Source organism: Mesorhizobium sp. M0514 (genome assembly GCF_040321145.1).
Taxonomy (GTDB): domain Bacteria; phylum Pseudomonadota; class Alphaproteobacteria; order Rhizobiales; family Rhizobiaceae; genus Mesorhizobium.
This window is the reverse complement of the sequence record NZ_JAMYQZ010000029.1, coordinates 45,952-66,329: the sequence shown is the minus strand read 5'-3', so window position 1 is coordinate 66,329 and position 20,378 is coordinate 45,952. Positions and strand designations below refer to the sequence as shown.

Genomic DNA, 20,378 nt, shown 5'->3' with positions numbered 1-20,378 from the left:
CCGGCGCCGCTTTCGACCAGCACTTCATGGCCATGCGCGACATATTCGCGGACGGAGCCCGGCGTCAGGCCGACGCGGTATTCGTGGTTCTTGATTTCCTTGGGGCAACCGACGCGCATAGTCTTCTCCTGATCCGGCCCTTCGGGCTCGTTCCCTGTATCAACCGAGTGAACCACGAATCGTTGCGCAGGTGTTTGCGAATGCGCTTGCGCGGGGTCACGCGTTTCGATAATCGTTGCGCGAAGTCAAGGAAATTTCGCAGGAATCACGAGAAATGCCGCTCGACAGGATCGATGTCGCCATTCTCGAGGCACTGCAGAAGGATGGCCGCATACCCAATGCGGCGCTCGCCGAAAGGGTCGGCCTGTCGCAGTCGGCCTGTTCGCGCCGGCTCGACAATCTGGAGAAATCCGGCACCATCCGCGGCTATCACGCCCGGCTTTCGAATGCAGCGCTCGGCCACCAGATGACGGCGATCGTGCACATATCGCTGTCGGGACAATTCGAAAAGACGCTGTCGGATTTCGAGGCGGCGATCAAGCGCTGCCCCAATGTGCTGTCCTGCCACCTGATGTCGGGCGAATATGACTATATCCTGCGCATCGCCGCCAAGGACCTGGTCGACTATGAGCGCATCCACAAGGAATGGCTGTCGGCGATGCCGCACGTGACCAAGATCAATTCGTCGTTTGCCCTGCGCGAGATCGTCGATCGCACGGCCATGGGCATGAAGCCGGAACTGGCTTAGCCCTGAGCAGCCTCGGTCACCAGCCTATCCATCGGAATATCGTGCGGCTGCGGGTAGATGGTGGCTATGCGCTGCAGTTCGTAGCCGACGCCGATGACCAATGGCTTGAACGGCATGGCAGCCAGCGTGCGGTCGAAGAAGCCACCGCCATAGCCCAGGCGGTAGTTTCGCGGGTCGATGCCGACGATCGGCGAGATGACGATGTCGGGCAGCACCGGGTCGCCTTCGGCGGGGATAGGGATGTTCCAGACGCCTTTTTCCAGCCGGTCGCCAGGCACATAAGCGCGGAAGATCAGCGGCTGGCCCTTCTCGATGACGACTGGCAGTGCCGTGCGGCCGCCGCGCTGGTTGATCGACGCCATCCACGACCGCAGGTCCGGCTCGCCGCGAAACGGCCAGTAGAGGCTGACCATGCGGCCGGCAATGTCGCCGATTGCCGCGTCGAGGCCTTCGGTGATAGCCCGCGACATCGCCACCCGCGCATCGGCCGAAACCGCCAACCGTGCCGCGATCAGACGCTCGCGCTCGGCCTTGCGCCAACGGCGCACATCGGTCCAATCGGACGTGGGCGCGCGAAATTCCGGATCGAGTTCGTGCATGAAGCAAGGCGGCGAAGAATATTGCGCCCGCCCTTTGCCATCTTTGTCATCGTCGTTGGCCATGCTTCACTCCCGTGGTTCCAGCCCCTGCAAGGCTATACCCGTCCAGGCTTGCCGACATAGGCATTCGCGACATCCGGCGACGAGTCCTGGGCAGCCTTACGCGCGGCAGTCTAGCGCGCCGCGACATTGTTGCGGTGCACAAAAATCACTAGATAAAGGGAGACAAACAGGGGTGAATGCGATGAGTGAAACCAGCCATCATGTCGTTGTCGTCGGCGCAGGGTTCGGCGGTCTCGAACTCACGCGGGCGCTGGCCGGCGCACCCGTGCGCATCACCATGATCGACAAGCGCAACCATCACCTTTTCCAGCCGCTGCTCTACCAGGTGGCGACCACCTCGCTGGCGACCTCGGAAGTTGCCTGGCCGATCCGTCATCTGCTGCGCAAGCGCGAGGACGTGACGACCCTGCTCGGCAACGTCACCGGCGTCGACCGTCCAGGCAAACGCGTGCTGCTTGAGGACGGCAGTTCTGTTCCCTACGACACGCTGGTGCTCGCCACCGGCGCGCGTCATGCTTATTTCGGCCACGACGAATGGGAGCCTTTCGCGCCCGGGCTGAAGACGCTTGAAGACGCAACCACCATTCGCCGGCGCATCCTGCTCGCCTTCGAGCAGGCCGAGCGCGAGACCGATCCGGCCAAGCGCCAGGCACTGCTGACACTGGTCATCGTCGGCGGCGGCCCGACCGGCGTGGAGCTTGCCGGCACCATTGTCGAGCTCGCGCATGAAACGCTGCGTGGCGAATTCCGCAACATCGACACGCGTGAGGCGCGTGTGGTGCTGGTCGAGGCCGGAGACAGGATCCTAGCCAATTTCGCGCCAAAGCTGTCCGACTATGCGCGCAAGGCGCTGGAGCTGCGGGGCGTCACGGTCGAGCTTGGCCGCGCCGTCACGCGCCTCGATGCTGAAGGCGTCGTCTTTGGCGATACGCATCTGCCGGCGCGAACCATCCTGTGGGCCGCCGGCGTGGCGGCTTCACCCGCGGGAGAGTGGCTGGGCGCGCCGGTGGACCGGGCGGGCAGGGTAATGGTCGAGCCCGATCTGACCGTGCCGAACAGTCCTGAAATCTTCGTCATCGGCGACACCGCGCATGTCTTGCGGCCGGACGGCAAACCGGTGCCCGGCGTGGCGCCCTCGGCCAAGCAGGAGGGCAAGCATGTTGCCGCGACGATCAGGGCGCGGCTGGCCGGCGATAGCGCGCCGCGCCCTTTCCGCTACAAACATGCCGGCGACCTGGCGACGATCGGCAAGTGGGCAGCCGCGATCGATTTCGGCTCGATCAAGCTCACGGGATGGCTTGCCTGGTGGCTGTGGGGCGTGGCGCATATCTACTTCCTGATCGGTTTTCGCAACCGGCTCTCGGTTTCGCTTAGCTGGCTATGGATCTATTTCACCGGCCAGCGCAGCGCGCGGCTGATCACCCAGGGCGATGATAACAAGGGCTGAGGTTCTCAACCGCGGCCAAGGATATTCATCCAGCCGTCACCTTTAGCTGATCGACTGACTTCCCGATGGACATGGCCGGTTTTCGGCGCGAAGCTTCCGCTCGGGGCTGGGATCTTGTCATGTCGCTGGGAAGGAAAACCAATGCCGCATCTCAACTACCCCGTCTCCCGCCGTAGTTTGCTTGCCGGTGCGGCCGCCAGCGGGGCGCTGATCATGCTGCATCCGTTTTCCGCCCGCGCGCATCCAATCAGGCGCATCTGAGGATCATGGAGACCACCGACATCCATGTGAATGTGCTGCCTTACGACTACTACGCAGACAAAGCCAACGACACGATGGGCCTGTCGCGGACGGCCTCACTGATAGCGGCGGTGCGCAAGGAAGCCACCAATGCGATGCTGATCGACAATGGCGATCTTTTGCAGGGCAATCCGATGGGCGATTACATCGCCTATGAGAAGGGCCTCAAGGAAGGCGATCTGCATCCGATCATGAAGGGCATGAACCTGCTGGGCTATGAATGCTCGACGCTCGGCAATCACGAGTTCAATTACGGCCTGTCGTTCCTCGACAAGGTGCTGGCCGGGGCCAATTTCCCGTTCGTCTGCGCCAATCTGATCCGCGGCACCGAGCTTGCCGCCAACCCGCGCGACGACAAGCTCTACCTCAAGCCCTATGTCATCCTCGACAAGAAGATCAAGGACGGGTCGGGCGCCGAGCAGCCGATCAAGATCGGCATCATCGGCTTCGTGCCGCCGCAGATCATGGTCTGGGACCTGAAGAACCTGGAAGGCAATGTCAGGACGCGCGACATCGTCGAGGCGGCCAGGGCATGGGTGCCGCAGATCAAGGAGGAGGGCGCCGACATCGTCATCGCGCTCTCGCATTCCGGCATCGATATCAAGCAGGGCGACGGCATGGAGAACGCCTCCTTCTTCGTCGCCGGCGTCGAAGGCATCGATGCGGTGTTCACCGGCCATCAGCATCTCGTCTTCCCCGGCAAGAAGGATTTTCAGGCGCTCGAAGGCGTCGACACCGAGAAAGGCACGCTGCAGGGCAAGCCCGCCGTGATGGGCGGTTTCTGGGGCTCGCATATGGGACTGATCGATCTGCTTCTGGAACGGGACGGATCGAAATGGCGCGTAGCCTCGGCCACATCGGAGGCAAGGCCGATCTACCAGCGCGTCGACAAGGCAAACAAGCCGACGGTGGCGGACGACCAGCGCGTCGTCGATGCGCTGAAGGCGGACCATGAGGCGACACTTGCCTATGTCCGCCGACCGGTCGGCAAGACCTCGGCGCCGCTCTATTCCTATTTCGCGCTGGTCGCCGACGATCCGTCGGTGCAGATCGTCAACCAGGCGCAGAGCTGGTACCTCAAGGACATATTGAAGAGCACGCAGTGGAAGGATGTGCCGCTGCTGTCGGCGGCAGCACCCTTCAAGGCCGGCGGGCGCAACGGCGCCGACTACTATACCGACGTGCCGGTGGGCGACATCGCCATCAAGAACGTCGCCGACCTCTATCTCTATCCGAACACGGTTCGTGCCGTCGAAATCACCGGCGCGCAAGTGAAGGAATGGCTGGAAATGTCGGCCGGCATTTTCAGGAAGATCGAGCCGGGCAAAGCCGACCAGGCGCTCATCGACACCGAATTCCCGTCCTACAATTTCGATGTGATCGATGGCGTCAGCTACAGAATAGACCTGTCGCAGCCGCCAAAATACGATGCCAAGGGTGGCGTCGCCAATGCCGGCTCGAACCGCATCGTCGGCCTCAGCTTCGACGGCAAGCCTATTGATCCGGCAGCGAAATTCGTCGTCGCCACCAACAATTACCGCGCCGGCGGTGGCGGCAATTTCCCCGACATCAATGCCTCGAAGATCATCTACGAGGCGCCGGACACCAACCGCGACGTGATCGTGCGCTACGTCGTCAGCGAAGGCACGATCAACCCCTCGGCCGACGACAATTGGTCGTTCACGCCGCTGCCCGGCACCAGTGTCGTGTTCGAGACCGGGCCCAAAGCGAAGGATTTTATATCGGGAGTGAAATCGCTCAAGATCGAGCCGGCCGGCGAGGGCGAATCCGGGTTTGCGAAGTATCGCATCCTGCTTTGAGGCAAACGCGCAGGTAACAGGGAAAACGAGCGGGCATACGCCCGCTCAATCACGCTTCGGATCAGGCCTTGTAGACCACCTGGCGCACGTCGATGTAGCTGGCCCTGAAGCCGGCTTCGCAATAGTGGAGATAAAATTCCCAAAGCTTCTTGAAGCGGTCGTCGAAGCCGAGCGGGACGATCTTTTCCCACGACGCCCAGAAGCGGTTGCGCCATTCGGCAAGCGTGCGGGCATAGTCGTCCGGAAAGACGCGCTCGCGCAGATGGGAAAGGCCATGGTCGCTGCCCAGCGTCTTCAGGATCGACGGCGTCGGCAGCATGCCGCCGGGGAAGACATAGCGCTGGATGAAATCCGGCCGCGCCCGATAGGTGTCGTAAGCGGCCTCGTTGATGGTGATGATCTGCAGGCCGGCGGTGCCGCCGGGCCTCAGGCATGCCTTCATCTTGCCGAAAAATACCGGCCAATATTTTTCGCCGACCGCCTCGAACATCTCGATCGAGGCGATGCGGTCGTAAGTGCCCGTTTCGTCTCGGTAATCCTGCAGCTTGATGTCGACCTTGTCAGACAGTCCCGCCTTCTGGATGCGCGTCTTGGCGAAATCGTGCTGTTCGCGGCTGATGGTCAGGCCGGTGACGCGGCAGCCGATCTCGCGCGCGGCAAATTCGGCAAAACCGCCCCAGCCGCAGCCGATCTCGAGCACATGGTCCTTCTTGCCGATACCCGTATCCTTGGCCAGCGCGCGGTATTTGGCGGCCTGAGCGCTTTCCAGGTCGTTGGCGCCGGTCGCATAGAGCGCCGACGAATAGGTCATGCTGGGATCGAGCCATTGCTTGTAGAAGGCGTTGCCGAGATCGTAATGCGCCGAGATGTTGCGCTTCGAGCCTGTGCGGGTGTTTTCGTTGAACCAGTGGCGGATGCGCTGGACCGTGTTGATGAGCCAACTGGCGCCGCCGGCAATGCGTTCGCCAACGGCCGAGTTGACGACGAACAATTCCAGGAAGCTGGTTACATCAGGGCTTTCCCAGTCGCCGTCCATGTAGGATTCGGCAACGCCGATGGTGCCGCCGGAAAAGGCACGGCCGGGCAGGCGCCAGTTCTTCAACACCAGTTCGGCATCCGGGCCGGGTCCGTTGCCGCCGACAAGAACCGCCCGGCCATCCGGCATCCTCACCTTCAGCGAACCGCGCGGCAATTTCATCGCCGCCGACAGCACCATGCGCGCCTTGGCCGGCAGGCCCTTGACCATCTCGGCGAAATTGAGTTCGTCCAGCCTGATGGCGTCGCCGATGCCTTTGTATTCCCTGACAGCCATCTCACACCCCCCTGGACTTCCGCGGGGGCGGCGCAAGATCTGCCGGCCTCCACATCCTCCAATTTCATTCGCCAGGCGCGAACGCCGTAGCCTGCGTGAATTTTCGCCACAATCTTCCATGGCATTGGCCGAAACTTCAAGAGGCAAGCTTCGTGCGGCGCTGGCCCAGCTTGCCGGCCTGAGGCCAGAATCCGCGGGAGAGCGCGGCCCTCGGCGAAATCGCTATGGTTACGAACAGCCACATACGTTAGTTTCAGCCATGCGTTATGTCATCGTCATCGTCGCCATCGCCTTTTTCCTGATCTGGGACGGCCTCTACAATCAGGGCCGCTATCTCGACACGACGGTCAGGGAGATGTCGCGCGTCGTGCGCTACGTCACCGGCAAAGCCTAGCTTTTTGCGCCTCTGCAAAGTCGCCTGCCGGCATTGCCGGGCGCGACATCGTGGCGGTTGACGCGACGGTCCCGCTCACACAAAACATGCTGCAAATCGAACGTGGAGGCAGGCGTGATCCGGCATATCGTTTTCTTCAGCGCGCGGCGCAAGGACGATGTCGAGGCCGTGCGCACAGGCTTGCTCACACTGGGCAAGATCCCGCATTCAAGCCTCTTCGAGGTGACGCTCAACACCAAGGTCGATCCGCTGTCGGATGCGATCGACGTGGTCGTCTATGCCGAGTTCGAGGATGATGCCGCGCTTGCCGCATACAAGGCGCACCCGCTCTATGCCGAGACGACCAGCCGGGTCAAACCCTTGCGCGAATTGCGCTATTCGGCCGATATCGTGGCGACGGCCTGATCGGGCTGGCAAGAGGCCTTGAACCGATTTCCGGAATGATGCACACCGCGCCGGCATGACCAGCACGATCCATCCGCTTGACCATCTTGTGTTGCCGACGGCGAGCCTCGCCGTGGCGCGGGCGCGGCTGACATCGCTTGGCTTCATCGTCGCGCCAACCGGCATTCATCCCTTCGGCACCGAAAATTGCTGCGTCTTCCTTGCCGACGGCACCTATCTCGAACCGCTGGCGGTTGGGAACGAACAGCTGGCAGCGAGTGCGATCGCCGGCGGCAATGTCTTTGTCGCGCGCGACCGGCTCTATCGCGCCAGGCTGGGCGATGAGGGCTTTTCCGCCGTGGTGCTGGCCACCGACGATGCCGATGCGGACCATGCGCGCTTTATCAAAGCCGGCCTGTCGGCGGGAGACGTACTGAGCTTTTCCCGCGCCTTCACCGACACGGCCGGAAAGAGCGACATGGCCTCGTTCAAACTGGCTTTCGCCGCCGGCGCCGAGACGATGGACGCCTTTCTGTTCGCTTGCGAGCGGATCAACGCCCCTCAAATCGACCGTACGGCGCTGCAGGCTCATGCCAATGGCGTGACCGGCATTGCCGAAATCGTTGCGGTCAGCGGCGTGCCATCCGAAAAGCGCCACCTGATCGAGACAGCGACGGGTTCGAGGCAGAGGAGCAGCACGGCGTTCGACCTGGCGAACGCGCGTTTGAGCGTTCTCAAGCCCGCGGCTTTCGCTGAGCGCTTCGGCATGTCGGCTGGCGCGCCGACGGACCTTCGCTTCGCCGCGATCGTCTTTTCGGCCCGCAGTGTCGGCGCTGTCGCGAGGCTGCTTGCAGACAACGCCGTCGGGCACGATATAGCGGGCAACGAAATCGTCGTGCAGCCGGCATCCGGACAGGGCGCGGCTTTCATCTTCCGGGAGACCCCATGAGCAAGCCGCAAGGGCCTAATTCGATGGCGCCGAATTCGTCGGTAACCGTCGGCAACGTCGTCTTCGACAACAGCGGGCCCTTGGCGTTGATCGCCGGCCCGTGCCAGTTCGAATCGCGCCAGCACGCTTTCGACATGGCCGGCGCGCTGAAGGAACTGACCGGCAAGCTCGGCATCGGCCTCGTCTACAAGACCAGCTACGACAAGGCCAACCGCACCTCGCTGTCGGCAACGCGCGGCGCCGGCATGGACGCGGCGCTTCCGGTGTTCGACGAGTTGCGCAAGGCGTTTTCGCTTCCCATTCTGACCGATGTCCACACCGAGGAGCAGTGCGCGATCGTAGCGCACCATGTCGATGTGCTGCAGATTCCGGCCTTCCTGTCGCGCCAGACCGACATGCTGGTCGCCGCGGCCAAGACCGGCAAGGTGATCAACGTCAAGAAGGGGCAGTTCCTGGCGCCCTGGGACATGAAGAACGTGGTGGCCAAGATCACCGGCTCCGGCAACCCCAATGTGCTGACCACCGAGCGCGGCGCTTCCTTCGGCTACAACACGCTGGTGTCGGACATGCGGGCTTTGCCCGTGATGGCCGAGATCGGCGCGCCGGTGATTTTCGACGCCACCCATTCGGTGCAGCAGCCGGGCGGGCAGGGCGGTTCCTCCGGTGGCGAGCGCCGCTTTGTCGAGACGCTGGCGCGGGCTGCCGTTGCCGTCGGCGTCGCCGGCGTGTTCATAGAGACCCACCAGGATCCCGACAATTCGACCTCCTCCGACGGGCCCAACATGCTGCCGCTGAAGGACATGCCGGCGCTGCTCGAAAGACTGATGGCATTCGACCGCATCGCCAAGAATGCTGCTGACCTGAACCGAGGCTGATGGATTCGGCGATGGCGCGCGCGCTGCCCTGCTTGTGGAAGGCATAAGCCGGCTGTAGGCTCGCTGCTGCAAATGAGCGTCTTGGCAGGAGGAAGCCATGTCCGTCGCCCGCGTCACCGAAATCACGTCGTCGTCGAAAAAGAGCTTTCAGGACGCCATCGAGAAGGGGATTGAGCGCGCCTCAAAGACCCTGAAGAACGTGGAAGGCGCCTGGATCCAGGACCAGAAGATCGTCGTCGAGGACGGCAGGATCGCGGCCTATCGCGTCAACATGAAGGTGACGTTCATCCTCGCGGAGTAACCGCCCGCCGCTCGAAAAACGGGAACTTTCGCCCGCGCACCTCATTGTCAAAGTATCGATCAACGACATGAGGAGCAGCAGCCATGACCACCCAGACAGGCCACACCGAAGCCATCGCCGCTTCGCGCGTCATCGGCACGTCGGTCTACAACACCGAAGGCACGAGCATCGGCAGCATCGAGGACATCATGCTCGACAAGACGTCGAACGGCATCATGTTCGCGGTGATCGGGTTCGGTGGATTTCTCGGCATTGGCGAGAAGTATCACGCCATTCCGTGGGCGAGCCTCGACTATGACGAGGACAAGGGCGGCTATGTCGTGCCGTTCTCGAAGGAGCAGCTGAAGGCAGCACCCGCCTATTCGATCAATGAACTGGCCGGCGCCGATGGCGAGGCCGCACGTGATGCTTCCTATGATTACTACAAGGTCACGCCGTATTGGCATTGATCAGCTGCGCTGACGCCTGACGTGAAAAGGCCCCCGAATTCCGAAACGGGGGCCTTTTCAGTGCAACCCGACAGTTTCTAAATTATTCTGCTGCATGAAGCGTGGACAGCTGCGTCGCCGCCTTTGGCGGCTGCTGCGTATCGCACGACGTCAGGAACGCCGCCGCGATCAGGAACAAACTCACGATACCGCTCAACTCGGACATGGCGAAACTCCTCCTGTTTCGCCCCGCGCATCACCATCCTAGTCGACACAGAGATTGTTATCTCTGAATTATGATGACGTGGTGTTGCCGAACGTGATCCGAGGCATGCTCAGCCGAGGAGTCCGGCATTCTTCACCGCCTTGAAAATCTTTTCGTGCCAGGCGATCCGATCCGCTTCGCCATTGGCCGGCGTGGTGGAATTGGCGTTGCCGACGTTGATCGCGCGCGAGATCTTTTTAATCAGGCCGGCATCGGCAAAGGCATTGCAGCCTGACCCTTTCCATTCGGCGCAAGCTGCGAGCAGCGAAATCTGCGGATCCTCGATCAGTTCAGGATGATTGGCGAGGTCGACCTTGGCGAGCTTGCCCTTGGCCGTGTACGCGTCGCGCCCGGTGGTCTGGAACGTGCCGCCGCCGCGGAAATTGAAGCCGTCCAACGTTCCTTTCACATTGCCCATGCGGCCGCCATAGGCCCAGTCGCCCAGGGCTTGCGGCTTGCGCAGCAGGTTGTCCTCGATCCACTGATCGGTCTTGCCCGCGGCTCGCGACCTCCATGCGTTCCGGATTGCCGCCACGGTCGTGTAGGTCAGGGATTCGCGAATGAGGGTGAAGCCACCGGTTTCCATCGCCGCTTGAGCGAAGAAATGCATCAGCCGATCATAGTTGTTGCACACCCCATGATCGCCAAGTGTCTTGAGGCCTTTGTCGGAGGTAAAGGCGCCGATGTAACCGTCATAGATTGTTCGCTTGGAACCGCTTGCCGGTCTCTGCGCGAATTTCTGGAAGACCGCTGCTGGCAAACCCTTGTTCGGATCGCCCGCAACGGCTTCGAGCACGCTCTCGACACTCTCGGTCGACAGCACCGGTTCGCCTTCGACGACCACCGAAGCATTGGGGATTCGCTTGCCGTTGCTTTTCGGGAAGCCACCGCCGGCAAAGGTTTTCAGATCGTCGATGAGGGCGATTACGCGTGTCCGGCTCTCCGTGAAATCCATGTCGGAAAGCGGACCGCTCACCTTCTTCGTCGGGTTGATGCATCCGACGCTGGACAGGAAATTGACGCCCGGATGGATCAGGATTTCGGTGCGCTTGTTGGTCTTCAGCAGTTCGAGTCCAGGTTTGGGTGGCGTCTTGGCGCCAGTGTAGCCGATCGTCACATATTTGCCTCCGGCCTGTGTCGCCAGCGGATAGGTGCCGGGCTCGATGCGCCTGCCATTGTCTTCTTTGGAATTGTCGCCTGGGCCGCGAGATTCACACACGAACCCCGATAGACCCGTTACTGCCGTGCCGTTGTGAAAGACTTTATAGGTACCAACTGTCCTGCGTCTGGTGCCCCTCATATGCTCGACTTTGCGGCTAATAAGAAGTTCCCAGCCAGTACCTGAAATCGCTGCCATTGCCGCCTCCCCAAAGAGTTCAAGTTTGTTGATTTCACTGTGGTCGCCAAATAGTTCGCGTTGTAGATGTGACCCTAACATCTTCGAATTCTCTGCATTGTGAAGTTTGTCACGTTGGCGGTAGCCTCTTTTGAAGCATCGGGTGGAGTTTGTGTGCCGCCTGGTTTCGTGACAAAGGCATTGCCGCAGGGGCGGGGCACCCACCCCATGCCGCGCCAGACATATGACGTCAGGGCGGGCTGTTTGCGTTCAGATGGCGTCGCCCATGCCCCACGGCCTGAGCGCATGGGGCGACTGTCACCATTATTTCATGCCATTCCTGATTGCCTTTTGCGGCACTTTGGCTAAGAGGGGCGCGACGCTTTCAATCGATCAATCGGGGACATCGCAATGACCGCCATCATCGACATTGTCGGGCGTGAAATCCTGGACAGCCGTGGAAGTCCGACCGTCGAGGTCGACGTCGTCCTCGAAGACGGCTCGATGGGCCGCGCCGCGGTGCCGTCGGGCGCGTCGACCGGCGCGCATGAGGCCGTCGAACTGCGCGACGGTGGCGCCCGCTATCTCGGCAAGGGCGTGCTCAAGGCGGTCGAGGCCGTCAATGGCGAGCTGTTCGAGGCGATCGGCGGCTTGGAAGCCGAAAACCAGATCCACATCGACCAGACCATGATCGAGCTCGACGGCACGCCCAACAAGAGCCGGCTCGGCGCCAACGCCATCCTCGGCGTCTCGCTGGCGGTCGCCAAGGCCGCGGCGGAAGCCGCCGGCCTGCCGCTCTACCGCTATGTCGGCGGCACCAAGGCGCATTTGCTGCCGGTGCCCATGATGAACATCATCAATGGCGGCGCGCATGCCGACAATCCGATCGATTTCCAGGAATTCATGATCCTGCCGGTCGGCGCGCCGACGCTGCGCGAAGGCGTGCGCTGGGGCTCGGAAATCTTCCACACGCTGCGCAAGAAGCTCAAGGATGCCGGCCACAACACCAATGTCGGCGACGAAGGCGGCTTCGCGCCCAATCTGAAGAGTGCGCCGGTGGCGCTCGATTTCATCATGGAATCGATCGAGAAGGCCGGCTTCAAGCCGGGCGAGGAGATCGCGCTTGGTCTCGACTGTGCGGCGACCGAATTCTTCAAGGACGGCAATTACGTCTATGAGGGCGAGAAGAGGACCCGCGATCCCAAGGCGCAGGCCAAGTACCTGGCCAAGCTTGCCGCCGACTATCCGATCATCTCGATCGAGGACGGCCTGGCCGAGGACGACTGGGAGGGCTGGAAGTACCTGACCGATTTGATCGGCAACAAGACGCAGCTGGTTGGCGACGACCTCTTCGTCACCAACACGGCGCGGCTGCGCGACGGCATCCGCATGGGTGTCGCCAATTCGATCCTGGTCAAGGTCAACCAGATCGGCTCGCTCACCGAAACGCTCGACGCTGTCGAGACCGCGCACAAGGCAGGCTACACAGCCGTCATGTCGCACCGTTCGGGCGAAACCGAGGATTCGACCATCGCCGACCTCGCCGTCGCCACCAATTGCGGGCAGATCAAGACCGGTTCGCTGTCGCGCTCGGATCGCATGGCCAAGTACAACCAGCTGATCCGCATCGAGGAAGAGCTCGGCAAGCAGGCGCGCTACGCCGGCAAGTCGGTGGTCAAAGCTTAAATTCTGCCGAACTGGCGAAAACGACGAAGGGCGGGATTTTCCCGCCCTTTTTCGTTGCGGCCGCTGGCTAATGCACCTGTCCGTAACCGTCCATTAAGCACAATCGAGCGACAAATGGCGGTCAAAGGATTGCGACCATGTGGACACGCCAGCACAAGCAGAGAAACACCGGCCGGCTGATCATCCCGTCGCTTTGCGTGGCGTTCCTGGCCTATTTCGGCTTCCATGCCTATCATGGCGAGTTCGGCATCAATTCCAAATATCAGCTCGAAGCGCAGACCATCGAATTGCAGGCCAAGTACGATGCCATCAAGGCGCGCCGGATCGATCTGGAGCGGCGCGTCCAGCTGATGCATGAGGGCACGCTTGAAAAGGATATGCTCGACGAGCAGGCACGCCGGGCGCTCAATCTGTCCCAGCCCGATGAAATCACCATCATGCTGCCGGCCAATTCGAAATAACCGAATTTCGGTTAATCGCTGATATCTCTAACGATTCTGGGCGTTTAGGCGCATGCCAGCCATGCGTTTTTCTGCATGGCGAAACGCCGTCTCGCATGTTAGCTTCCTTCCAATCGGTGGGGAGGAGCTGATCCTCCCCGGAGCAGACATGGTCTGCTTTAGTGTCCGCGAAGAGACGCCAACAGGGAGTGATGCATGGCCACCGCCGCCAAAAAAGCGCCTGCCAAATCCGTTAAATCGACATCCGCCAAATCAACGGGGCTTTCCGCCCCCAAGCCGGCCGACTTCACCAAGGACGAGGAGCTTGCCGCCTACCGGCACATGCTGCTTATCCGTCGCTTCGAGGAAAAGGCCGGCCAGCTCTACGGCATGGGCTTTATCGGCGGCTTCTGCCACCTCTATATCGGCCAGGAAGCGGTCGTCACCGGCATGAAGATGTCGCTGATCAACGGCGACCAGATGATCACCGCCTATCGCGACCATGGCCACATGCTGGCGATGGAACTGTCACCGCGGGGCGTCATGGCAGAGCTGACCGGACGCCGTGGTGGCCTGTCGAGGGGCAAGGGCGGCTCCATGCACATGTTCTCCAAGGAGAAGCATTTTTACGGCGGCCACGGCATTGTCGGCGCGCAGGTTTCGCTCGGCACCGGGCTGGCCTTCGCCAACCGCTACCGCGACAACAACAATGTCTCGCTGACCTATTTCGGCGATGGCGCAGCCAACCAGGGCCAGGTCTATGAAAGCTTCAACATGGCCTCGCTGTGGAAGCTGCCGGTGATCTACATCATCGAGAACAACCGCTATGCCATGGGCACCTCGGTGTCGCGCTCGTCGGCGGAAACCAATTTTTCGCATCGCGGCGCATCGTTCAAGATTCCCGGCATTCAGGTCGACGGCATGGATGTGCGTGCGGTCAAATCCGCCGGCGATCAGGCGACCGAATGGTGCCGTGCCGGCAACGGTCCGATCATCCTCGAGATGCAGACCTATCGCTATCGCGGTCACTCGATGTCGGATCCCGCGAAATACCGCTCCAAGGAAGAAGTGCAGAAGATGCGCTCGGATCATGATCCGATCGAGCAGGTCAAGGCGCGGCTGACGGCCAAGAAGTGGGCGACCGAGGACGAGCTCAAGAACATCGACAAGGAAGTCCGCGACATCGTCGCCGACGCTGCCGAATTTGCCCAGCACGACGCAGAGCCGGATCCGTCCGAGCTCTGGACCGACATCGTATTGTAACGGGAGGGCAAGGACATGCCGATCGAAATTCTCATGCCCGCTCTCTCGCCGACCATGGAAGAGGGCAATCTTACCAAGTGGTTGAAGAACGAGGGCGACAAGGTCGTCGCCGGTGATGTCATCGCCGAGATCGAAACCGACAAGGCGACGATGGAAGTCGAGGCCGTCGATGAAGGCACGATCGGCAAGATCGTGGTTCCCGCCGGCACCGAAGGCGTCAAGGTCAATGCGGTGATCGCCGTGTTGCTGCAGGACGGCGAAAGTGCAGGCGACGTCGAAAAGAGCGGCAAGCCTGGCTCCACCCAGGATGCCGTTTCCGCTGGCGGTCAGCGGACCGATGCAGCCGAGGAAGGTTCAAAAGCGGCTCCCCAGGATGCCGGCGAGGCTCCGAAGGCAGTTCCCGCCGCTCCGGCGGCCAAACCTGCGGCCGATCCCGATCTTCCCGCCGGCACCGAGATGGTCTCGACCACGGTGCGCGAGGCCTTGCGCGATGCCATGGCCGAGGAAATGCGCCGCGACGGCGATGTCTTCGTCATGGGCGAGGAGGTCGCGGAATACCAGGGCGCCTACAAGATCACGCAAGGGCTGCTGCAGGAATTCGGGCCGCGCCGCGTCGTCGACACGCCGATCACCGAGCACGGCTTTGCCGGCGTCGGCGTCGGTGCGGCGATGGCCGGCCTGAAGCCGATCGTCGAATTCATGACCTTCAACTTCGCCATGCAGGCGATCGACCAGATCATCAACTCCGCCGCCAAGACGCTCTATATGTCGGGCGGCCAGATGGGCGCACCGATCGTGTTCCGCGGACCGAACGGGGCTGCCGCCCGCGTCGGCGCCCAGCATTCGCAGTGCTATGCCGCCTGGTACAGCCATATTCCCGGGCTAAAGGTGGTGATGCCGTATACGGCGGCCGACGCCAAGGGCCTGCTCAAGGCAGCGATCCGCGATCCGAACCCGGTCATCTTCCTCGAAAACGAAATCCTCTACGGCCAGTCCTTCGACGTGCCGAAGCTTGACGATTTCGTGCTGCCGATCGGCAAGGCCCGCATTCACAAGCAGGGCAAGGACGTCACCATCGTCTCGTTCGGCATCGGCATGACCTATGCCATCAAGGCGGAAGCCGAGCTGCGCGGCATGGGCATCGATGCCGAGATCATCGATCTCAGGACCATCCGTCCGCTCGACCTCGACACCGTCATTGCCTCGGTGAAGAAGACCAACCGCTTGATCGTGGTCGAAGAAGGTTTCCCGCAAAGTTCGGTCGGCGACCACATCGCCAACCAGGTTTCGCAGCGCGCCTTCGATTTCCTCGACGCGCCGGTCATCACCATCGCCGGCAAGGACGTGCCGATGCCTTATGCGGCGAACCTCGAAAAGCTGGCTTTGCCCAATGTCGGCGAGGTCATAGAGGCGGTCAAAGCCGTCACGTATCGCTGACGGTCTTTCTTGCGGGGGAGGCAGAAATGGCGACGATGGCAGATGTGAGGAGAATAGCTTGGTCTCTATTTTGGCGGAGCTTCCTGTCTAGTATCGCTTGTGGATTTGTTGCTGGCGCGATTGTTGGGTTCGTCATTGGGTTCATTGGCGGTTTTTTTGGACTTCGCCATGAGGCAATTCAGGTACTGAGCTCTGTTGGGGGAGCATGCCTTGGGCTTGTAGCATCATTCCTTTGTTTGAATTTCTTCTTGGCCCGATCGATTGGCAAGGAATTCAAAGGCAAACGTCTAGAACTTGCCGTGGTTAGCCCGGCTGGCTTGCAGGGAGAGTAACTATGCCAATCAACATCACCATGCCGGCACTCTCGCCCACGATGGAAGAGGGCAATCTTTCCAAGTGGCTGGTCAAGGAGGGCGACAAGGTTTCGCCGGGCGACGTGATCGCCGAGATCGAGACCGACAAGGCGACGATGGAAGTCGAGGCCGTCGATGAGGGCACGGTCGCCAAGCTGGTCGTTCCGGCCGGCACCGAAGGCGTCAAGGTCAATGCGCTGATCGCCATTCTCGCCGGCGAAGGCGAGGATGCAGGGGCGGCGGCAAAGGGTGGTGGCGATGCCGCGCCCGCGAAAGCCGATGCCAAGCAGGACAAGGCGTCAATCTCCCCACCCGTGGGGGAGATGTCGACGAAGTCGACAGAGGGGGGCGCTGTCCCGCCGACCTCTCAGTCTGTCGCGCCCCCCTCTGGCCTGCCGGCCATCTCCCCCACAAGGGGGGAGATCAGCCAATCGTCAGGCGAGCGCACTTTCGCCTCGCCGCTGGCGCGGCGCATAGCCAAGGACGCCGGCGTCGATGTGTCCGCTGTGAGTGGCACCGGCCCGCATGGCCGTGTCGTCAAGGCCGATGTCGAGGCGGCGATTGCCGGCGGTGGCGCCAAGGCTGCACCGGCCGCGAAAGCCGCACCTGCCGGCGCTCCGGCACCTGCGGCTCCGGCTGCGGCACCCAAGGCGATGTCGGACGAACAGGTGCTGAAGCTGTTTGCCGAAGGGTCCTATGAGCTCGTCCCGCACGACAATATGCGCAAGACCATTGCGCGCCGCCTGGTCGAGGCCAAGACAACCATCCCGCATTTCTACCTGACGCTCGACTGCGAGCTCGATGCGCTGCTGGCGCTGCGCACACAGATCAATGCGGCTGCTCCGACGAAGAAGACCGACAAGGGCGAGGCTCCCGTCTACAAACTCTCGGTCAACGACATGGTGATCAAGGCGATGGCGATGGCGCTGATGGCGGTGCCGGATGCCAATGCATCGTGGACCGAAAGCGCCATGGTCAAGCACAAGCACGCCGATGTCGGCGTTGCCGTGTCAATCCCCGGCGGCCTGATCACGCCGATCATCCGCCACGCCGACGAAAAGACGCTGTCCACTATCTCCAACGAGATGAAGGATCTGGCGAGCCGTGCCCGCAGCCGCAAGCTGAAGCCTGAGGAATATCAAGGCGGCACGACGGCTGTCTCCAATCTCGGTATGTTCGGCATCAAGGACTTTGCCGCCGTCATCAACCCGCCGCATGCGACGATCCTGGCGGTGGGTGCGGGCGAGCAGCGGCCGGTGGTCAAGAATGGCGAGATCAAAATCGCCAATATCATGTCGGTGACGCTGTCGACCGATCACCGCGCCGTCGACGGTGCGCTCGGCGCCGAACTTCTGGTCGCCTTCAAGCGCATGATCGAAAATCCGATGGGCATGCTGGTCTAGGAAGGAAAGGCTGTGCGGAAATTCGTCACCAGCCTTTTCGCCCTGATCCTTTCCGGCCTGGCCGGCGGGCTGGCGGCGCTGTGGCTGGCAATCGCCACCAATGCGAATTCGGAATACATCCTGGTGTTCATGGTTTCGGCGCTGGTCACCATCGTTGCGACGGTGGTATTTTTCATCGCGCAGTTCGTGCCAAATCCGCAAAGGGCGATAAACCTGGCGGGGCTTGTTGGGATTACGTTGTTCGTGCTGGCCGGAATCGGGCTGATTGCCTGGACCTTCTCGCAGCCGCCGGGCAAGGCCCAGTGGTCGGGCGATCTTCCCGTTGGCGCCGGTCTGATTTTGCCAAGCATCGCCACGGTTATCGTGCAGTGGCTGTTCGTGGGATGGCGCGTGCGGCGCGGGCTTAAGGCGGAGGCGGGTGCGGGTGCATGAAGACGATCCTCTGCTATGGCGATTCCCTGACCTGGGGCTACGACGCGGCGAGCCTCGGGCGCCATGCTCTGGATAATCGCTGGCCGAGCGTGCTCAAGGCGGCGCTGGGCGACGATGATACCGAGGTCATCGCCGAAGGGCTGAACGGTCGCACCACGGCATTCGACGACCATCTGGCCGGTGCGGACCGCAACGGCGCCAAGGTGCTGCCGACAATCCTGACCAGCCATGCGCCGCTCGACCTGATCATCATCATGCTCGGCGCCAACGACATGAAGCCCTGGATCCACGGCAATCCGGTCGCGGCCAAGCAGGGCGTGCAGCGGCTGATCGACATCGTGCGCGGCCACGATTACCCGTTCGACTGGGCCGCGCCGCAAATCCTGATCGTCGCGCCACCAGCGGTCAGCCGCACGGACAATGCCGAATTCAAGGAAATGTTTGCCGGCGGCGACGAGGCATCGAAGCGGCTGGCGCCGCACTATTCCGCGCTCGCCGACGAGGCCGGCTGCGGCTTTTTCGATGCCGGCACGGTGGCCGAGACCACACCGATCGACGGCGTCCATCTCGATGCCGAAAACACGCGAAATATCGGCCAGGCGCTGGCGCCATTGGTGCGCGTGATGCTGGAACTCTAGAGAAAAATCAGGGAGAAACCCCGTGGCTGAATCCTACGACGTGATCATCATCGGCTCAGGCCCCGGCGGCTATGTCACGGCGGTGCGCTCCGCCCAGCTCGGCTTCAAGACTGCCATCGTCGAGCGCGAGCATCTCGGCGGCATCTGCCTCAACTGGGGCTGCATCCCGACCAAGGCGCTACTGCGCTCGGCCGAGATCATGCACTATTCCGACCATCTGAAGGACTACGGCCTGAAGCTCGAAGGCGGCAAGGTCAGCGCCGACACGGCCGCTGTCGTCGACCGCTCGCGCAAAGTGTCGTTGAGGCTCAATGGCGGCGTCGCCTTCCTGATGAAGAAGAACAAGGTCGACGTCATCTGGGGCGAGGCCAAGCTTTCAAAGCCAGGTGAAATCGTCGTCTCCAAGACGGCCAAGAAACCGATGGAGCCGCAGCCGCCGGTGCCGAAGGGCGTCAAGGGCGAGGGCACCTATACCGCCAAGCACATCATTCTCGCCACCGGCGCCCGGCCTCGCGCGCTGCCCGGCATCGAGCCGGACGGCAAGCTGATCTGGACCTATTTTGAAGCGATGGTGCCGAAGGAGATGCCGAAATCGCTGCTGGTCATGGGTTCGGGCGCCATCGGCATCGAGTTCGCCTCCTTCTATCGCACCATGGGTGCCGAGGTGACGGTGGTCGAGCTGTTGCCGGCGGTGATGCCGGTTGAGGACGCCGAGATCTCGAAATTTGCGCAAAAGCAGTTCGAGAAACAAGGCATGAAGATCATCCTCGAGGCCAAGGTGACCAAGGTCGAAAAGGGCGCCAACTCCGTCACCGCACACGTCGAGATGAAGGACGGCAAGGTCGAGAAGATCACGGCCGACCGCATGATCTCCGCCGTCGGCGTGCAGGGCAACATCGAGAATCTCGGCCTCGAGACGCTCGGCGTGAAGACCGACCGCGGCTGTGTCGTCATTGACGGTTACGGCAAGACCAATGTGCCCGGCATCTACGCCATCGGCGATGTCGCCGGGCCGCCTATGCTGGCTCACAAGGCTGAGCATGAGGGCGTGGTCTGCATCGAAAAGATCGCCAATTTCCCGGGCGTGCATGCGACAGACAAGCTGAAGATCCCGGGCTGCACCTATTGCAACCCCCAGGTCGCATCGGTTGGGCTCACCGAAGCCAAGGCCAAGGCCGAAGGCAAGGACATTCGTGTCGGCCGCTTCCAGTTCGGCGCCAACGGCAAGGCGATCGCGCTTGGCGAGGACCAGGGCTTCATCAAGACCATCTTCGACAAGAAGACCGGCCAGCTGCTCGGCGCGCATATGGTCGGCGCCGAGGTGACGGAGCTGATCCAGGGCTTTGTCGTGGCGATGAACCTGGAGACCACCGAGGAAGAACTGATGCACACCATCTTCCCGCATCCGACGCTGTCGGAGATGATGAAGGAAAGCGTGCTTGATGCCTATGGCCGTGCGCTCAACGTGTGATAAATTGCTGCCGCGAGACTCAGACGCATGCGCC

At 61.8% G+C, this 20,378-nt stretch carries 21 protein-coding genes and 2 pseudogenes; 18 read left to right on the top strand and 5 right to left on the bottom strand.

Annotation, left to right across the window (positions count from 1 at the left end):
• A pseudogene (locus NKI61_RS14590) lies at window positions 1-119 on the bottom strand (alanine dehydrogenase); the annotation flags it as partial.
• 155 nt (window positions 120-274) lie between these two features.
• Here NKI61_RS14590 and NKI61_RS14585 point away from each other — a divergent pair.
• Entirely contained in the window at window positions 275-748 is a 474-nt protein-coding gene (locus NKI61_RS14585; RefSeq protein ID WP_352511963.1) for an Lrp/AsnC family transcriptional regulator, read from the top strand.
• On the opposite strand, the gene NKI61_RS14580 is transcribed toward NKI61_RS14585, so the two are convergent.
• Window positions 745-1,410, bottom strand: a complete 666-nt coding sequence (locus tag NKI61_RS14580; RefSeq protein WP_352511965.1) for a 5-formyltetrahydrofolate cyclo-ligase — start codon at window positions 1,408-1,410, stop codon at window positions 745-747. The two genes, NKI61_RS14585 and NKI61_RS14580, sit on opposite strands and share 4 nt — an antisense overlap.
• Before the next feature lie 181 nt (window positions 1,411-1,591).
• Here NKI61_RS14580 and NKI61_RS14575 point away from each other — a divergent pair, with 181 nt between their 5' ends.
• Window positions 1,592-2,857 (top strand): NAD(P)/FAD-dependent oxidoreductase, encoded by a 1,266-nt coding sequence (locus NKI61_RS14575; RefSeq protein ID WP_352839890.1) that lies wholly within the window; start codon window positions 1,592-1,594, stop codon window positions 2,855-2,857.
• 141 nt (window positions 2,858-2,998) lie between these two features.
• Window positions 2,999-4,977: pseudogene (locus tag NKI61_RS14570) on the top strand (bifunctional 2',3'-cyclic-nucleotide 2'-phosphodiesterase/3'-nucleotidase).
• A gap of 61 nt (window positions 4,978-5,038) precedes the next feature.
• Here NKI61_RS14570 and NKI61_RS14565 read toward each other — a convergent pair.
• The gene (locus NKI61_RS14565; protein ID WP_352839889.1) at window positions 5,039-6,289 is read right to left on the bottom strand and encodes a class I SAM-dependent methyltransferase; all 1,251 of its coding nucleotides are present in this window, start codon (window positions 6,287-6,289) and stop codon (window positions 5,039-5,041) included.
• Between the two features lie 259 nt (window positions 6,290-6,548).
• On the opposite strand from NKI61_RS14565, the gene NKI61_RS14560 reads away from it, so the two are divergent.
• The 6 genes from NKI61_RS14560 to NKI61_RS14535 all read left to right on the top strand — a co-directional run bounded on the left by NKI61_RS14560 (window position 6,549) and on the right by NKI61_RS14535 (window position 9,641).
• The gene (locus NKI61_RS14560; RefSeq protein WP_023688440.1) at window positions 6,549-6,683 is read left to right on the top strand and encodes a hypothetical protein; all 135 of its coding nucleotides are present in this window, start codon (window positions 6,549-6,551) and stop codon (window positions 6,681-6,683) included.
• Between the two features lie 114 nt (window positions 6,684-6,797).
• Entirely contained in the window at window positions 6,798-7,088 is a 291-nt protein-coding gene (locus NKI61_RS14555) for a Dabb family protein (RefSeq protein ID WP_023696086.1), read from the top strand.
• Between the two features lie 55 nt (window positions 7,089-7,143).
• On the top strand, window positions 7,144-8,016 hold the full coding sequence (locus NKI61_RS14550) for a VOC family protein (protein ID WP_352839887.1): 873 nt from the start codon (window positions 7,144-7,146) through the stop codon (window positions 8,014-8,016).
• On the top strand, window positions 8,013-8,891 hold the full coding sequence (gene kdsA, locus NKI61_RS14545; RefSeq protein ID WP_023706540.1) for a 3-deoxy-8-phosphooctulonate synthase: 879 nt from the start codon (window positions 8,013-8,015) through the stop codon (window positions 8,889-8,891). The genes NKI61_RS14550 and kdsA overlap by 4 nt, the downstream gene beginning before the upstream one ends.
• A 97-nt stretch (window positions 8,892-8,988) precedes the next feature.
• Complete coding sequence (locus tag NKI61_RS14540; RefSeq protein ID WP_023668908.1) at window positions 8,989-9,192, top strand: dodecin family protein; 204 nt, start codon at window positions 8,989-8,991, stop codon at window positions 9,190-9,192.
• Between the two features lie 83 nt (window positions 9,193-9,275).
• Window positions 9,276-9,641, top strand: a complete 366-nt coding sequence (locus NKI61_RS14535) for a PRC-barrel domain-containing protein (RefSeq protein WP_023668909.1) — start codon at window positions 9,276-9,278, stop codon at window positions 9,639-9,641.
• Between the two features lie 82 nt (window positions 9,642-9,723).
• Here the strand turns inward: NKI61_RS14535 and NKI61_RS14530 are convergent, their stop codons facing one another.
• Both NKI61_RS14530 and NKI61_RS14525 read right to left on the bottom strand, forming a co-directional pair.
• Window positions 9,724-9,846: a hypothetical protein gene (locus NKI61_RS14530; RefSeq protein WP_023835249.1), complete on the bottom strand. Its 123-nt coding sequence runs from the start codon at window positions 9,844-9,846 to the stop codon at window positions 9,724-9,726.
• A gap of 109 nt (window positions 9,847-9,955) precedes the next feature.
• Window positions 9,956-11,446, bottom strand: a complete 1,491-nt coding sequence (locus NKI61_RS14525) for a glycoside hydrolase family 19 protein (RefSeq protein ID WP_352462429.1) — start codon at window positions 11,444-11,446, stop codon at window positions 9,956-9,958.
• Window positions 11,447-11,632: 186 nt separating this feature from the next.
• Here NKI61_RS14525 and eno point away from each other — a divergent pair, with 186 nt between their 5' ends.
• The 9 genes from eno to lpdA all read left to right on the top strand — a co-directional run bounded on the left by eno (window position 11,633) and on the right by lpdA (window position 20,344).
• Window positions 11,633-12,907 (top strand): phosphopyruvate hydratase, encoded by a 1,275-nt coding sequence (gene eno, locus NKI61_RS14520; RefSeq protein ID WP_352839886.1) that lies wholly within the window; start codon window positions 11,633-11,635, stop codon window positions 12,905-12,907.
• A 137-nt stretch (window positions 12,908-13,044) separates the two neighbouring features.
• Window positions 13,045-13,368, top strand: a complete 324-nt coding sequence (locus NKI61_RS14515; protein WP_023682560.1) for an FtsB family cell division protein — start codon at window positions 13,045-13,047, stop codon at window positions 13,366-13,368.
• Between the two features lie 195 nt (window positions 13,369-13,563).
• Window positions 13,564-14,610 carry a pyruvate dehydrogenase (acetyl-transferring) E1 component subunit alpha gene (gene pdhA, locus NKI61_RS14510; RefSeq protein WP_023682559.1) on the top strand — a complete coding sequence of 349 codons (1,047 nt, stop codon included), beginning with the start codon at window positions 13,564-13,566 and terminating at the stop codon, window positions 14,608-14,610.
• Window positions 14,611-14,625: 15 nt separating this feature from the next.
• On the top strand, window positions 14,626-16,047 hold the full coding sequence (locus tag NKI61_RS14505; protein ID WP_352839884.1) for a pyruvate dehydrogenase complex E1 component subunit beta: 1,422 nt from the start codon (window positions 14,626-14,628) through the stop codon (window positions 16,045-16,047).
• A 26-nt stretch (window positions 16,048-16,073) separates the two neighbouring features.
• Window positions 16,074-16,379 carry a hypothetical protein gene (locus tag NKI61_RS14500; RefSeq protein WP_023714177.1) on the top strand — a complete coding sequence of 102 codons (306 nt, stop codon included), beginning with the start codon at window positions 16,074-16,076 and terminating at the stop codon, window positions 16,377-16,379.
• Between the two features lie 2 nt (window positions 16,380-16,381).
• Complete coding sequence (locus NKI61_RS14495; RefSeq protein ID WP_023710535.1) at window positions 16,382-17,803, top strand: pyruvate dehydrogenase complex dihydrolipoamide acetyltransferase; 1,422 nt, start codon at window positions 16,382-16,384, stop codon at window positions 17,801-17,803.
• A 12-nt stretch (window positions 17,804-17,815) separates the two neighbouring features.
• The gene (locus NKI61_RS14490) at window positions 17,816-18,235 is read left to right on the top strand and encodes a hypothetical protein (protein WP_352839882.1); all 420 of its coding nucleotides are present in this window, start codon (window positions 17,816-17,818) and stop codon (window positions 18,233-18,235) included.
• On the top strand, window positions 18,232-18,873 hold the full coding sequence (locus NKI61_RS14485) for an SGNH/GDSL hydrolase family protein (RefSeq protein ID WP_352839881.1): 642 nt from the start codon (window positions 18,232-18,234) through the stop codon (window positions 18,871-18,873). Before NKI61_RS14490 ends, NKI61_RS14485 begins: the two co-directional genes overlap by 4 nt.
• 22 nt (window positions 18,874-18,895) lie before the next feature.
• Window positions 18,896-20,344 carry a dihydrolipoyl dehydrogenase gene (lpdA, locus tag NKI61_RS14480; RefSeq protein ID WP_352839879.1) on the top strand — a complete coding sequence of 483 codons (1,449 nt, stop codon included), beginning with the start codon at window positions 18,896-18,898 and terminating at the stop codon, window positions 20,342-20,344.
• Window positions 20,345-20,378 lie beyond the last annotated feature (34 nt).